15 protein-coding genes are annotated in these 13,846 nt (G+C 72.8%); 7 read left to right on the forward strand and 8 right to left on the reverse strand.

Features of this window, described 5'->3' with window-relative positions; all coding sequences use genetic code 11:
* Window positions 1–10: 10 nt before the first annotated feature.
* Window positions 11–973 carry an amino acid ABC transporter permease gene (locus ACFYWG_RS01675; RefSeq protein WP_376330798.1) on the reverse strand — a complete coding sequence of 321 codons (963 nt, stop codon included), beginning with the start codon at window positions 971–973 and terminating at the stop codon, window positions 11–13.
* 1 nt (window position 974) lies between these two features.
* The gene (locus tag ACFYWG_RS01680; protein ID WP_389198606.1) at window positions 975–1,910 is read right to left on the reverse strand and encodes an ABC transporter substrate-binding protein; all 936 of its coding nucleotides are present in this window, start codon (window positions 1,908–1,910) and stop codon (window positions 975–977) included.
* 474 nt (window positions 1,911–2,384) lie between these two features.
* Here ACFYWG_RS01680 and ACFYWG_RS01685 point away from each other — a divergent pair, with 474 nt between their 5' ends.
* The 5 genes from ACFYWG_RS01685 to ACFYWG_RS01705 all read left to right on the forward strand — a co-directional run bounded on the left by ACFYWG_RS01685 (window position 2,385) and on the right by ACFYWG_RS01705 (window position 6,745).
* On the forward strand, window positions 2,385–2,969 hold the full coding sequence (locus tag ACFYWG_RS01685; protein WP_383511567.1) for a sigma-70 family RNA polymerase sigma factor: 585 nt from the start codon (window positions 2,385–2,387) through the stop codon (window positions 2,967–2,969).
* The gene (locus tag ACFYWG_RS01690) at window positions 2,966–3,712 is read left to right on the forward strand and encodes an anti-sigma factor domain-containing protein (protein WP_389198608.1); all 747 of its coding nucleotides are present in this window, start codon (window positions 2,966–2,968) and stop codon (window positions 3,710–3,712) included. Before ACFYWG_RS01685 ends, ACFYWG_RS01690 begins: the two co-directional genes overlap by 4 nt.
* Before the next feature lie 360 nt (window positions 3,713–4,072).
* Window positions 4,073–4,291 carry a chaplin gene (locus tag ACFYWG_RS01695; protein ID WP_383511924.1) on the forward strand — a complete coding sequence of 73 codons (219 nt, stop codon included), beginning with the start codon at window positions 4,073–4,075 and terminating at the stop codon, window positions 4,289–4,291.
* Between the two features lie 112 nt (window positions 4,292–4,403).
* Window positions 4,404–6,017, forward strand: coding sequence for a sulfite oxidase (locus ACFYWG_RS01700; protein WP_389198610.1), 1,614 nt, complete (start codon window positions 4,404–4,406; stop codon window positions 6,015–6,017).
* Between the two features lie 71 nt (window positions 6,018–6,088).
* Window positions 6,089–6,745, forward strand: coding sequence for a fasciclin domain-containing protein (locus ACFYWG_RS01705; RefSeq protein WP_376330806.1), 657 nt, complete (start codon window positions 6,089–6,091; stop codon window positions 6,743–6,745).
* A gap of 76 nt (window positions 6,746–6,821) precedes the next feature.
* Here the strand turns inward: ACFYWG_RS01705 and ACFYWG_RS01710 are convergent, their stop codons facing one another.
* The 3 genes from ACFYWG_RS01710 to ACFYWG_RS01720 are packed head-to-tail and all read right to left on the reverse strand — an operon-like array spanning window position 6,822 to window position 8,979.
* Window positions 6,822–7,634 (reverse strand): class I SAM-dependent methyltransferase, encoded by an 813-nt coding sequence (locus ACFYWG_RS01710; protein ID WP_383686063.1) that lies wholly within the window; start codon window positions 7,632–7,634, stop codon window positions 6,822–6,824.
* On the reverse strand, window positions 7,631–8,266 hold the full coding sequence (locus ACFYWG_RS01715) for a DUF2064 domain-containing protein (RefSeq protein WP_383505923.1): 636 nt from the start codon (window positions 8,264–8,266) through the stop codon (window positions 7,631–7,633). Before ACFYWG_RS01715 ends, ACFYWG_RS01710 begins: the two co-directional genes overlap by 4 nt.
* A complete protein-coding gene (locus ACFYWG_RS01720; RefSeq protein ID WP_389199428.1) occupies window positions 8,263–8,979 on the reverse strand; it encodes a glycosyltransferase family 2 protein in 717 nt (238 codons plus the stop codon). The genes ACFYWG_RS01715 and ACFYWG_RS01720 overlap by 4 nt, the downstream gene beginning before the upstream one ends.
* 144 nt (window positions 8,980–9,123) lie before the next feature.
* On the opposite strand from ACFYWG_RS01720, the gene ACFYWG_RS01725 reads away from it, so the two are divergent.
* Both ACFYWG_RS01725 and ACFYWG_RS01730 read left to right on the forward strand, forming a co-directional pair.
* Window positions 9,124–9,846 (forward strand): response regulator transcription factor, encoded by a 723-nt coding sequence (locus ACFYWG_RS01725; protein WP_389198613.1) that lies wholly within the window; start codon window positions 9,124–9,126, stop codon window positions 9,844–9,846.
* The gene (locus tag ACFYWG_RS01730) at window positions 9,836–10,948 is read left to right on the forward strand and encodes a sensor histidine kinase (RefSeq protein ID WP_376330816.1); all 1,113 of its coding nucleotides are present in this window, start codon (window positions 9,836–9,838) and stop codon (window positions 10,946–10,948) included. Before ACFYWG_RS01725 ends, ACFYWG_RS01730 begins: the two co-directional genes overlap by 11 nt.
* 58 nt (window positions 10,949–11,006) lie before the next feature.
* Here the strand turns inward: ACFYWG_RS01730 and ACFYWG_RS01735 are convergent, their stop codons facing one another.
* Genes ACFYWG_RS01735 through ACFYWG_RS01745 form a run of 3 tightly spaced genes read right to left on the reverse strand, consistent with a single transcriptional unit; the run spans window position 11,007 to window position 13,689 of the window.
* Window positions 11,007–12,059, reverse strand: coding sequence for an NAD-dependent epimerase/dehydratase family protein (locus tag ACFYWG_RS01735; protein ID WP_389198616.1), 1,053 nt, complete (start codon window positions 12,057–12,059; stop codon window positions 11,007–11,009).
* A 53-nt stretch (window positions 12,060–12,112) separates the two neighbouring features.
* A complete protein-coding gene (locus ACFYWG_RS01740) occupies window positions 12,113–12,559 on the reverse strand; it encodes a hypothetical protein (protein WP_389198618.1) in 447 nt (148 codons plus the stop codon).
* Window positions 12,556–13,689: a molybdopterin-dependent oxidoreductase gene (locus ACFYWG_RS01745; RefSeq protein ID WP_389198620.1), complete on the reverse strand. Its 1,134-nt coding sequence runs from the start codon at window positions 13,687–13,689 to the stop codon at window positions 12,556–12,558. The genes ACFYWG_RS01740 and ACFYWG_RS01745 overlap by 4 nt, the downstream gene beginning before the upstream one ends.
* Window positions 13,690–13,846 lie beyond the last annotated feature (157 nt).

Genomic DNA, 13,846 nt, shown 5'->3' on the forward strand with positions numbered 1-13,846 from the left:
GGCACGTTCATCACGCGGCGCCCTTCTTGCCGGGGCGGAGGGTGGATCCGCCGGTCGCGAAGCCCAGCATCCGGCGCAGGGGCGAGGCCTGCCCCTGCGTGGAGCTGCCCCGGCCGTAGCGTCGCTCCAGCCAGGCCTGGGGGATGCCGAGCAGCGTGACCAGGGCGAGGTACCAGATGCTGGCCACGACGAGCATGGGGATGACCTGGTAGTTCTGGGCGTAGACGTCCTGGATGTTCGACATCAGGTCGTGGGCGGAGATGACCGACACGAGCGCGGTCATCTTGAGCATGTTGATGGTCTCGTTGCCCATCGGCGGGATGATCACCCGCATCGCCTGCGGCAGGACGATCCGGCGCATGGTCAGTGCCGGGCCCATGCCGAGGCTGTGGGCGGCCTCGGTCTGGCCGCGGTCGACGGACTGGATGCCGGCGCGCACGATCTCGGAGGCGTACGCGGCCTCGTTCAGGCCCAGCGCGAGCAGGGCGGCCACCGGCGGGGTGAGCAGGGAGTTGGTCTCCACCTGGAAGAAGGTGATGTCGGTGAAGGGGATGCCGATCTTGAGGTACTGGTAGAGGGCCGCGGCGTAGCCCCAGAAGATGATCTGCACGAGCAGGGGGGTGCCGCGGAAGACCCAGACGAAGAGGGTGGCCAGGCCGTACAGGACGGGGCTCGTGGACAGCCGCATGACGGCGATCAGGGTGCCCAGCGTCAGGCCGAGCGCCATGGCCGCCGCGGTCAGCCACAGGGTGGTGGCGAGCCCGTCGAAGATCAGCCCGGCGAAGAGGTAGTGCCCGACGACGTCCCAGTGCAGGTTGTCGTTCTTGGCGAGCGACCCGGCCAGGCCGACGAGGGCGGTCAGCGCCACGACGATGGCGATCCAGCGCCCCCAGTGCCGTACGGGGACGACCTTGAGTTCCTGGGGGGCCGGGCCGGATCGCGTGGTCTTGAGCGGTGCGGTCACGTCGGTCATGTCAGTCGACCGCCGCGTTCTTGGTGGCTTCCTTCACCGCGATGGAGGCCACGCCGTACTTGTCGAAGATCTTCTCGGCGGTGCCGTCGTCGATGAGCTGCTGGAGCGCCTTCTGCACGGCGGTGGTGAGGGCGGGCAGCTTCTTGCTGACGGCTATGCCGTTGGGCGAGGCGTTGTAGCCGCCCGGGGCGGCCGGGTCGTCGACGAGGTCGAAGGCGGCTCCCTTGTCGGCGGTCTTGGCGACCCAGCCCGCGGCGGGCTTGGTCAGCACCTGGGCGACGACCTGGCCGGAGCGCAGGGCGAGCTGGGCGTCGGAGTCCTTGGGGAAGGTCTTGATGTCGATCTTCCCCTTGGCACACTTGCCCTGCTGCGACTTGAGCAGGTCGAGCTGGTTGGTGGCCGCCTGGACGGCGACCTTCTTCCCGCAGAGGTCGTCCAGGTCGCCGATCTTGCCGGGGTTGCCGTCCGCGACGAGGATGCCGGAGCCGGACTGCGAGTAGTCGACGAAGTCGACGACCTGCTGGCGCTCCTTGTTGTCCGTGATGGCGGACATGGCCGCGTCGTACTTGCCCGCCTGGATGGCCGGCACGATCCCGTCGAACTTCTGCGCGCTGAAGGCGAACCGGACGCCGAGCTTGGCTCCGATGGCCTGTCCGAGGTCGTAGTCCAGACCGGTGAACTCGGTGCTGCCTTCCTTCACGTACATCACGAACGGCGCGTAGGGGACGTCGGTGGCCACCTTGACGGTGCCGGACTTCTTGATCCGGTCCGGAAGCGCGTCGTGCAGGGCCTGGTCCTTCTTCACCTCCACGCCCGCCACCGTCACCTTGCCGGCCGGCGCGGCGTCCTCGGTGTCCTGGTCTCCGCAGGCGGTGAGCGCGAGCGAGGACGCCGCCAGCAGGATGACGGCCGCGGGGGCGGACAGGGATCTGTTCATGAGGCAGGGCCTTTCCGGGTGTGAGGCGGACCGGACGTCTTCTTCTCGCCGGCCGATGGCGCTGTAAGTTACAGACCCGGCGCCTGAATGCCTAGATGTATCGCGCGTTACGTTCGAACGTGATGGAACTGCGACCCTCACAACACGGCCTCTATCTTGACGAAAAGGTGCATAAGACGAGCGATCTTGAGACTGCCCGGACGTTACAAGTCGGTTTCCATGACGATCACGTGTACCGGGAACGCCCTTGTGGTGGCCGCTGCTGTGCGACCCGTCGCCGGGAAGACCAATCCGCCGGCCCCCCGGAGCCGGATTCCCTGTGTGACGGACGATGAGCCGGTGGCTTCGCGAGGGCCTCGCGCGGGCACGTGACCGGGGACCTCGCACCCGGCGCGGCGACCGCCGAGCCCGCATCGTCACTCAGGCAGGAACGGACAACGGTGCCGGTGGAGACCGGTACAGGGATGGATGTCGGTGAAGGAACCCGTATTTATCGGTCCTCGTCCGGTGAAACAGCCGGATCTGGAAGCGCTGGTGGAGTCCGTCGCGCGCGGGGACGCCGACGCGTTCGGCCTGCTGTACGACGCCGTTGCGGCCTCGGTGCTGGGCGTGGCCCGAGCGGTGCTGCGTGACGTGGCGCAGTCCGAGGAGGTCGCCCAGGAGGTGCTGGTGGAGGTGTGGCGCACCGCGCCCCGCTACCGGCCCGACCGCGGTACGGCCCTGAACTGGATCCTCACCCTGGCCCACCGGCGTGCCATCGACCGGGTCCGCTCGGTGGAGGCGGCCGCGGCCAGGGACCACAAGGCCGCACTGCTGGACCAGCTGCCGGAGTACGACGAGGTGAGCGAGCAGGTGGAGAACCGCCTGGAGCGCGAACAGGTCCGCCGGTGCCTGCGCACGCTCACCGAGCTGCAGCGCCAGTCCGTCACCCTCGCCTACTACCGCGGGCTGACCTACCGCGAGGTGGCCGCCCAGTTGTCCCTGCCCCTGGGGACGGTCAAGACCCGCCTGCGTGACGGACTGATCCGCTTGCGCGACTGCCTCGGAGTGAGCGCATGACGACCGACACCGACCTGCACACCCTGACCGGGGCCTACGCCCTGCACGCCCTGTCCGACGAAGAACGGGTCCTGTTCGAGCGGCACTTGAACGCGTGCCCGTCCTGCGCGGACGAGATCACCGAGTTCACCGCCACCGCGGCGAAACTGGCGGCCGCCGTCGCCGTCACGCCGAGCCCCGCGATGAAGCGGCGGGTTCAGCAACGTGTGACCACGGTGCGGCAGGTGGCTCCGCACGTCCCGCGGACGCCGTCGGCCGCACGGATGCGCAGGCGCCTTCCCCCGCTCGTGCTGGCCGCCTGCCTGGCCGCGGCAGCCGGCCTGGGGGGTGTGGCCGTGTGGGAGCACGACCGGGCCGAGGACGCCGTCGCACAGGAACAGCAGGCCCGCCGGCAGGCGGACGAGCTGGCCACTGTGCTCGGGGCCTCCGACGCGGTGTCGCGCCGCGTCCCGCTCCGCGGCGGAGCGAGCGCGACGCTGGTCGTCTCCCGGGCGCACGACAAGGCCGTGCTGGTGGCGGCCGACATGGCCGCGCCCCCCGAGGGCAAGGTCTATCAGCTCTGGTACGACCAGGACGGCAGGATGCGTCCGGCCGGGCTGATGGACAGCGACCGCACCCGTCAGGCCGTGACCCTGTCCGGTTCGGCCAGGTCGGCCTCCGCCATGGGCATCACGGTCGAGCCCGCCGGAGGATCGCCTCGCCCCACTTCGGCGCCCCTGGCCGTGGTGGATCTGACGGCGTGACGAGTGACCTCCGGACATTCGCATCGCGATCGACATGAAGGCGGGCGACTGAGGGGACGGTTCTTCCGCGCGTCCCCCTTTCTCACCGGGCCCCGGTGGTCAGCAGCACTGCTGACCACCGGGGCTTTTCCTCGTACACTCCCCCACTTTTCGACAGGGCGACCGAATCGCATTGCCCCCTTCGAGTGGACGGCCCGCCCACGGCAATCCGCCCTTCTCCGGGGAGCGAATTACGCGTGACCGCCGCAGATCGCGGCGGGGCCGGGCGGACTTTCCCTTCGCCCGGGACGCGAAACAAGGAGAACAACCGTGAAGATCTGTGCGATCCGGAACGCCGGTCTCGTCGCCGCTGCCGGTGCGATGGTGCTGGGCTGGGCCGGGGCCGCCTCCGCGGACAGCGGTGCCCAGGGTGTGGCCGCCGGCTCCCCCGGCGTGGCCTCCGGAAACGTCGTGCAGGTGCCGGTCCACATTCCGGTGAACGCCTGCGGCAACACGGTCGATGTCGTCGGTCTGCTCAACCCCGCCTTCGGCAACACGTGCGCCAATGTGAGCGGCCACGGCTGGGCGGGTCGGGGCTGACCGGAAGGACGGAACATCCGTAGCCGCGAGCACCGCGGATTGGTCCGGGAAGGAAGTCGATCGAATTGATTTCCGGGCCAATCCGGCCGCCGACCGGCAGCGGATTACCCACGTGAGCGAAGTAGAGAAGAAGCCGCCAACCACGGCCACCCGACTGCGTTTTGCGCTCGGCGCGCTGAGCGGTCTGCTGGCCGGATTCGCCGCACTCACCGTGGCGGAACTGGTGGCGGCCGGGGTGCGGCCGCAAGCCGGTCCGGTCGTGGCGGTCGGGGGTGCCGTCATCGACCGCACACCGGCCGCGGTGAAGGACTGGGCGATCCGCACCTTCGGCACCGACGACAAACTGGTGCTGCAGACCGGCATCCTGGCCGTCCTGGTGGTGTGCGCGCTGGTCATCGGCGCTCTGAGCCTGCGTCACCGGCTTCTGGGAGCGGCCGGGGTGCTGCTCTTCGGTGCCGTCGGCTCCGCGGCAGCGGTCGGGCGACCGGACTCCGAAGGTGCCGTCGACGCGCTTCCCTCCCTGGTCGGGGCGGTGGCCGCAGCCGGCCTTCTCCACCTCCTCACGGGCCGGCTCCGCACCTCGGGTCCGTCGCCCGGGGGCGCGGACGGGCACCCGGACACGTCCCCCAGGGAGGGCTGGGACCGACGCGGTTTCGTCGTCGCGGCCACGGCCGCTGCCGCGGCCTCGGCGGGTGCGGGGGTGCTGGGCCGGTCGCTGAACGGCTCCGGCGACAAGGGCGCGGTCGCCTCCCGCGCCGGCCTGGTCCTCCCGGCCGCGGGCTCGCCCGCTTCCCCGACACCCCGGGGGGCCCGGGTACGGGTGGCGGGGATCAGCCCGTTCGTGACCCCGACCGAGGACTTCTACCGGGTGGACACCGCCCTGGTGGTGCCCAAGGTCGACGCCCGGGCCTGGCGGTTGCGCATCCACGGCACCGGAGTGCGACGCCCGCTCACCCTGTCCCTCGACGACCTGCTCGCACGGGAGTTGATCGAACGTCACATCACGCTCACCTGTGTGTCCAACGAAGTCGGCGGCCCGTACGTCGGCAACGCCCGCTGGATCGGCGTCCGGCTGGCGGACCTCCTGGCGGAGTGCGGTGTCGTGCCGCCGTCGAAGGGGGGCCGGGCCGACCAGCTCGTGGCCCGCTCGGTGGACGGCATGACCATCGGCAGCCCCGTCGAGGACGTCATGGACGGCCGCGACGCGATGCTCGCCCTCGGCATGAACGGCGCACCCCTGCCCTTCGAGCACGGCTTCCCGGTCCGCATGCTCGTGCCGGGTCTGTACGGATACGTGTCGGCCTGCAAATGGATCGAGGACATCGAACTGACCACGTTCGACGCCTACGACGCCTACTGGGTCCGGCGCGACTGGGCCCGTGAGGCGCCCGTCAAGACCCAGTCGCGGATCGACACCCCGAAACCCTTCGCCCGCCCGAAGGCCGGGACGGTGATGGTGGCCGGCGTCGCCTGGGCCCAGTCCCGCGGCATCGACCGGGTCGAGCTCCGCGTGGACGACGGCCCCTGGCAGGAGGCCACCCTGGCCGCCGAGGACACCCGGGACACCTGGCGCCAGTGGTCCTTCCCCTGGCGGGCGACCAGGGGCGCGCACACCCTCACCGTCCGCGCCACCGACCGCACCGGTCAGGTGCAGACCGCAGAACGCACCCGCACGGTCCCCGACGGCGCCAGTGGCCGCCACTCCGTCGTGGTGACCGTCGAGTGACCCCCCGAACCATTTCCTTTTCCCTTTCACCCGACAGCGGCAGACAGCCGCTCGATCATCAGGAGAACCACGTGAACACCCGTATCCGCCGCATCGCCACCGCCGTCGCAGCCGCGGCCTTCCTCCCCCTCGCGCTGAGCGCCTGCTCCGACGACGGCGGCAGCTCGTCGAAGGCCGACTCCGACACCAAGGCGTCGGCGTCCGCGCCCGCCTCCGACGACGCCATGGCGGACTCCGGCCCGTCCGCCGCGGACGCGCCCTTCGGCCCCGCCTGCGCCTCCGTCCCCGAGGACGGTGCCGGTTCCTTCGACGGCATGGCCAAGGACCCCGTGGCCACCGCCGCTTCCAACAACCCGGCGCTGTCCACCCTGGTCACCGCGGTGAAGAAGGCCGGCCTGGTCGACACCCTCAACAACGCGGAGAACATCACCGTCTTCGCGCCCACCAACGACGCCTTCGCCAAGATCCCCAAGGCCGACCTGGACAAGGTGCTCAACGACAAGGAGCAGCTGACCAAGATCCTCACCTACCACGTCGTGGGCCAGAAGCTCGCCCCGAAGGACCTGGAGAACGGCTCCTTCGAGACCCTGGAGAAGTCCAAGCTGACGACGTCCGGATCCGGCGAGTCCTACACCGTCAACGACTCGGCCAAGGTGGTCTGCGGCAACGTGAAGACCGCCAACGCCAACGTCTACATCATCGACACCGTGCTGATGCCGCAGAGCTGACCGCACCTGCCGGCCGGCCGGGCGCCGCGCGAGCGCGCCCGGCCGGCCGGCGCGTCCGGGTCCGGGGCGCACCCGCTCAGCCGGGCAGCCGCCCTCCCGCGACCGTCCCCGGCCCGGCGTGCGGGGTGTTGCGCAGGGCCAGGAAGCAGCGCGCGCCGAGCGTCCACCGGTCGGCCGCGGTCCAGCCGGCGGCCCGGGCCGCGCCGAGCAGGGCCGCTGCTCCCAGGCGCGCCCACGCAAAGGGCAGGCCGTGCCGGCCGTTCGCGTCCTCGATCCGCACCAGCAGACGCTCGTCGACGTCCTGGGCGAGCGCCTCGGCGAGGAGGAGCCCCCCGGGGGCCGTGAGCCGGCGGGTCCGGGCCAGCAGCGCGACGGGATCGCCGGCGATCCCCACGTTGCCGTCCATGAGCAGGGCCGTCGGCCACCGCCCCTCACCGGGCAGGCGCTCGAAGACGGACCGCCGTACGGCGGCGCCACCCAGGAGGCGTGTGCGGGCGACGGCCGCGGGGCTGACGTCGATGCCCAGCGCCGGTACGCCCCGGCCGGTCAGAGCGGCCACGAGCCTGCCCGGTCCGCAACCGATGTCCAGGACCGGGCCTTCGCAGCGGTGCAGGACGCTCCTGTCACCCCGGTCCGGCGGTGCGCACCACCCCTCGACGTCCAGGGGCAGCAGGCGCTCGTCGCCGGCGGCGGCGTCGGTGAGGGAGCGCAGGAACAGCGGACCCCGGCCGGCGTGGACGGCGAGGTCGTAGGGGTCGTCGATCCACGGTCCCGGCGGTGCGGGTGGGGAGGTCTCCGGCGGCCGCGGCTGTCGTGCCCGGGGGACGCTCCGGGGCTCCGGGGGAGACAGACGCCCGGGACGCAGCGGCGGGGCGCCGGTGCCGGTCACCGGACCGCCTCGGGCAGGGCGCGCAGTGCCGTGGCGAAGAACGAGCCGGCGGGGCAGAGCGCGCCGACCAGGTGGGCGTCCTCGGCGGTGTCGACGTCCCGGAGGACGGGCAGGTCCCGTACGGCGAGGCCGGCGTCGACGAGGCGCCGGCGCTGCACGGACCCGGTGCGGGGCGTGGACATGGGCACTCCCTTGACCAGGTGATCGGCTCCGGCCGGGGTCCTCAGTCCCAGGGCCCAGAAGCCGCCGTCGGCGGCCGGACCGAACCAGGCGTCGGTGTCGTCCCAGGTGACGCGGGTGAGCAGTTCGGGCGTCAGCTGGGGCGTGTCCATGCCCACCAGGACGGCAGGGCCGGGCGGGCACCCGGTGAACGCGGCGGCGATGCGTTCGTCCAACGTCCCGGAGGTCTGCGGGACGACGTCGAAGCCGGCCGGCAGCCACGGTCCCGGGGAGCCGTCGAGGACGAGCACCCGGCGCGCCGCGGGCACGCGGGCGATCGTGCGCAGGGTGTCGGCCAGCGCCGCTTCGGCCAGTGCGGCGGCCTGCCGCGGGGTCCAGGCCGGGGTCAGCCGTGTCTTGACCCGGCCCGGCAGGGGCTCCTTCGCGATCACCAGCAGGGTCGGCAGGTTCATCGCGCCCCTCCCCCGTCGTGCGCCGCGGCCGCCGTGGGGGGTTCGTCCAGGACGCGGCGCATGTCCCGGACGGCCTGCCAGGTGCCGCGCCAGGTCCCGGTGACCTTGGAACGGCCGGTGCGCGGGTGGTAGGGGACGTCCGTCTCCTGCACGCGCCATCCGGCGTCGGCCGCGCGGACGACCATCTGCAGGGGGTAGCCGGAGCGCCGGTCCGTCAGGTCCAGCGCCACCAGTCCGGCACGGCGCGCTGCCCGCATCGGGCCCAGGTCGTGCAGGCGCACGCCGGTGCGGCGGCGGATCAGGCGGGCGAGTTCGAGGCCGGCCAGGCGGGCGTGCGGCGGCCACGCCCGGAAGGTGGTCGGGCGCCGTCGCCCCAGGACCAGGTCGGCGGTGCCGTCGGTGAGGGGTGCGACCAGCCGGGGCAGCAGGGCCGGGTCGAGGGAGGCGTCGCAGTCGCAGAAGCAGACCACGTCGGCCGTGGCCGCGGTCAGGCCGGCGTGGCAGGCGGCGCCGAAGCCGCGGCGCGGCTCGGTGACCACGTGGGCCCCGTGGGCCCGGGCGATCTCGGCGGAGCGGTCGGTGCTGCCGTTGTCGACCACGATCGCGCGCCAGTGGGGCGGGATCCGGCTCAGCACCCAGGGCAGGGCCGCCGCCTCGTCCAGGCAGGGCAGCACCACGTCGACACGGTCGGGAGGGGTCGGGGAGTCGTCGATCACGCGACTCACCCTACGAACACACCACGGACATAAGGGACTTCGAGGTCTTACGGATCGCTGACGTCGGCTGCCGCTTACGGTTCGCTGACGTCTGCTGCGCGTGTGCGGTACGTGTGGCCGCCCGGTGCCAGACTCGTAGGTGTGAAACGCGTACTGGTCGTCGATGACGACCCGACCATCGTGGAAGTCGTCGCCTCGTACCTGACCCAGGCCGGCCTGGCCGTCACGGTGGCCGGGGACGGTCCGGCCGCGGTCGCGGCCGTCGCCGCCGACCTGCCGGACCTGGTGGTGCTCGACCTGATGCTGCCCGGCATGGACGGCTTCGAGGTGTGCCGCCGGATCCGCGGCCACGGCCCGGTGCCCGTCATCATGCTGACGGCGCGCGGCGACGAGGAGGACCGCATCCTCGGCCTGGAGATCGGGGCGGACGACTACGTCACCAAGCCCTTCAGCCCGCGGGAACTGGTGCTGCGCGTGCAGTCCGTGCTGCGCAGGGCCGCGACCGCACCCACCGAGGGCCGCGACGGCGGCACCGCCCGTGAGATGCGGGCCGGGTCACTCGTCCTGGATCCCTCGGCCCGCCGGGCCACCCTGCGGGGGCGCGAACTGCTGCTGACCCTGCGCGAGTTCGACCTGCTGGAGTACTTCCTGCGCCATCCCGGGCAGGCCACGAGCCGCGAGGACCTGATGCACCGGGTGTGGGGGTGGGAGTTCGGCGATCTGTCCACGGTGACCGTCCATGTGCGCAGGCTGCGGGCGAAGATCGAGGAGGATCCGGCACGGCCGCGGCTGATCAGCACCGTGTGGGGCGTGGGGTACCGCTTCGACGCGGCGCCGTCGGAAGGAGCGCACGATGTGGCGTGACACCGCGCTGATCGTTCTGTACGCGACGGTCGGCGCGGTGGCCGCCGGGTTGCTGGGCACAGCGGTGCTGAGGCTGCTGCGCAACCGTTCCCTCACGGCCTCGCTCGCCGTCGTCGCAGGTGTCACGGTCGTCGCGATGCTCGCCGGGACGATGCTCGTGGCCTGGGCGATGCTGCTCTCCGACCACGATCTGCGGGTCGTGACGATGGTCTGCTCGATCGCCGCGGTCGTGTCTTTGGCCGTCGCCCTCGTCCTGGGCAGGAGTGTCGTACGAGGAAGCCGGGCGCTGGCGCGGGCCACCCGCACGCTCGGTGAGGAGGGCGTCTTCACCCCGCCGGCCGGCGCGCCCACCGCGGAACTCGCCGAGCTGGGACGGGAACTGGCCGAGACCAGCGCGAAGCTGGCCGCCTCCCGCGCACGGGAGCGCGCGCTGGAGGAGTCCCGCCGGGAGCTGGTCGCCTGGATCTCGCACGATCTGCGAACCCCTCTGGCGGGGCTCCAGGCGATGACGGAGGCGCTGGAGGACGGCATGGTCGCGGATCCGCACGTGTACCACGCCCGGATGCGCGCGGAGGTGGGCCGCCTCAGCGAGATGGTCGGCGACCTCTTCGAACTCTCCCGCATCCAGGCGGGCGTCCTGACGCTGAGCAGGACCCGCATGTCGGTGTACGACCTCGTCGACGACGCGCTGGCCGGGGCGGACGCCCTGGCCAAGGAGCACGGCGTGCGGCTGGTCGGCGACGGCGTGGAGCCCGTTCCCGTCGAGGTGGACGGCCGCGAGATGACCCGGGTGCTGACGAACCTCCTGGTCAACGCCATCCACCGCACCCCCGCCGACGGCACGGTCGCCGTCTCCGCGAGGAAGGAGTCGGGTGACGTCGTCCTCGCGGTCACCGATGCCTGCGGCGGCATCGCGCCCGAGGACCTGCCGCGGGTCTTCGACACGGGCTGGCGGGGAACCGACGCCCGTACCCCGCCGGCCGGGGCGGGGCTCGGCCTGGCCATCGTGCGCGGCATCGTCGAGGCCCACCGGGGCCAGGCGGCGGTGCACAACGTCCCCGGCGGGTGCCGCTTCGAAGTGCGCCTGCCCGCCACCGCCTGAGGACGGGTCCTCCCCCGGCCGGCCGCCGGGGGAAGACCCCCGGGGCCGGTCGACCCGGTCAGTCGCCCCGCAGCGGTGCCGTGGCGAACTCGGCCATGCCCTCGGCGAACGGCACCTCCGCCTTCCAGCGCAGCTCCTCGCGCAGCCGCTGCGAGGAGGCGGTGACGTGCCGGACGTCGCCCAGCCGGTACTCGCCCGTCACCACCGGCGCGCAGCCGCCGCGGGCCGCGGCGAGAGCGGCGGCGGCCTCCCCCACCGTGTGCGGCTCGCCGCTGCCCACGTTGTAGGCGCGCGCCCCTCCCTCCGGCAGGGTGTTGAGCCCGGCCAGCGCCGCGAGGTTCGCCTCGGCGACATCGCGCACGTGGACGAAGTCCCGCAGCTGCCCGCCGTCCTCGAACACACGCGGCGCCTGCCCCCTCTCCAGCGCGGACCGGAACAGCGAGGCCACTCCCGCGTACGGGGTGTCCCGGGGCATGCCGGGCCCGTACACGTTGTGGTAGCGCAGCGCGGCCGCACGTCCCCCGGTCGCCCGGGCCCAGGACGCCGCGAGGTGCTCCTGGGCCAGTTTGGTCGCCGCGTAGACGTTGCGCGGGTCGGCGGGGGCGTCCTCGGTGACCGGGCCGGGGGCCAGCTGCGCACCGCACCGCGGGCACGGCGGCTCGAACCGCCCCGCCTCCAGGTAGTCCACCATCCGCGGCCCCGGCCGCACATGGCCGTGGAGCGGGCAGGTGTAGCGGCCCTCGCCGTAGACGACCATGGAACCGGCCAGTACCAGGTGCGCGACGCCGGCTCTGGTCATCTCGGCGAGGAGGACGGCCGTGCCGAGGTCGTTGCAGCCGGCGTAGTCGGGGGCGTCGAGGAAGTCCTTGCCCAGCCCGACCATGGCGGCCTGATGCAGGACGGCGTCCACGCCGGCGAGGGCGTCCGCGACGGCTTCGGCGTCGCGGACGTCGGCGTGGCGGAAGTCCACGTCCCCGGGAAGCGCGGGCGGGACGCGGTGGGCTGCGGGGAGCAGCGCGTCGAGCACACGCACGTCGTCGCCCCGACGCAGGAGGGCGTCGACGATGTGCGAGCCGATGAAGCCCGCGCCTCCGGTGACCAGGATCCTCATGCCTGCGACCGTACGGCCGCGGGACGCTGCCCGGGGCGCCCGGGCCGGGGGCGTCAGGAGTCGGTAATACCTCCGGTCGCGGCGTCGTCCCTGCGGGGCGGATCGTGCCGGCCGCGGCGCACCGTGCGGGCCAGAACCAGCAGGAGGGTCACCGCAGCCACGCTCAGCAGGCAGAGCACCAGGTTGCGCGGATAGTCCAGCGGCAGCACCGACGGGTTGGCGCGGGGCCCGGGGCGCAGCAGGGGCGGCAGGGCGATCGCGGTCAGCGCACCGGCCACCAGCAGCGCGCCGCGGACGGCTCCACGCGCGGCGCCGCGCACCGCGACCATGCCGATCAGGAGCACCAGGGGGGCGATCAACGCGTCGTGCAGCAGCACGGCGGCCCCCAGCCACACCCACACGCCCGCCGGGTCTCGCACCTCCAGCAGCAGGGACACACCCGTCCCCAGCAGGGCCAGGCCGATCAGGCCCGTCAGCAGACGCACCAGCCGTACGGTCATGTCAGCACCTCCAGCCGGCAGACCCACTTGGTCTGCAGCACACCCGGCCGGTTCGGGGCGATCAGGCGGGCCGGGTACCCGTGATCGGGGGCGAGTTCCTCGCCGCCGAGGCGCAGGGCGAGCAGGGTCAGCGGGTCGCGGGCGTGCGCGGCGTCCAGCTCGGACACCCGGTACCCCCCGCGTGTCTGCAGGGAGACCACGCGGACACGGGCGTGAGCCGGTGCGCCCGCCCGCTCCAGCAGGTCGAGGATCCGCACCCCGCCCCAGTGCGCCGACTTGCTCCAGCCCTCCACGCACGCGATCGGCAACTCCGCCTCGTACTGCGGCAGTCGGCGCAGGTCGGTCAGGGTCAGGACTGCGGGGCGGGGGCCGTCGACCCTGAGCCGGTAGCCGTCCTCGGCGACGGCACCGACACCGGCCGCCGCGGCGGTCCGGTTGACCGGCAGCCCTTGCAGCCCCTGGTCCGGGTGGCGCGGGGCGAGGAGGTCGAGGCCCTTCAAGGGGGTGAAGGACTGGCCCACGGTCGTCACCGTCACCGCGCCGACCGCCGCGCCCACCGCGGTCAGCAACGAGCGCCGGTTGCGGGCGTCTTCGGCGGGCAGAGCGAGCGTGCCGGCCGACCGCCGACTCCAATGGCGCCCGATGTCGGGGGCCTTGACCGCGACGTGCAGAACCAGTGATCCGGTGACCACCCAGGCCATGGCGTAGTGCACGGGGACGAACGAGAACGGCCACGGGTACCACTGGGCCGTGTTGAGCAGTCCGGTCGCCACCTCGAAGACGGCAGCCCCCACCAGCAGACCGACCGACAGGCGTTCCAGGCCGTGGCGCGGGGAGCGGACGGGCGGCCAGGTGAACAGCCTCGGGTAGACGGTCCACAGCTTGGCGAGGAGCAGCGGGACGGCCGCGATGCCGGAGGCGACGTGCAGGCCCTGCGTGAACCGGTATGCCCCGACCGGGCGGCTGGGGAACCCGGACAGCCAGGACGGGGGGTGCTGCATGCCGTGACTGATCAGCCCGGTGGCGAAGCACACCGCGAAGGCGGCCCCGAGCCAGCGGCCGAGGACGGTCGCCGTACGCGGGTCGTGGAGCCTGCCGGTGAACCGGGGCGGGAGCAAGCGTGGTCTCATGCCTCCCATCCCACTGCCCGAGCGCGGGCGCGGGAACAGGCAAATCCTTACCGGGTGCGGACGTCCCCGCACGGCGCGACAGCGACCGGGCCGCCCGCGCCCGAGTGTCTTACGGACCGCTGACGTCGCCCGCTGAGCCCGTCCCCCGTGGGGTGCC

Source organism: Streptomyces sp. NPDC003456 (assembly GCF_042878735.1).
Lineage (GTDB): Bacteria > Actinomycetota > Actinomycetes > Streptomycetales > Streptomycetaceae > Streptomyces.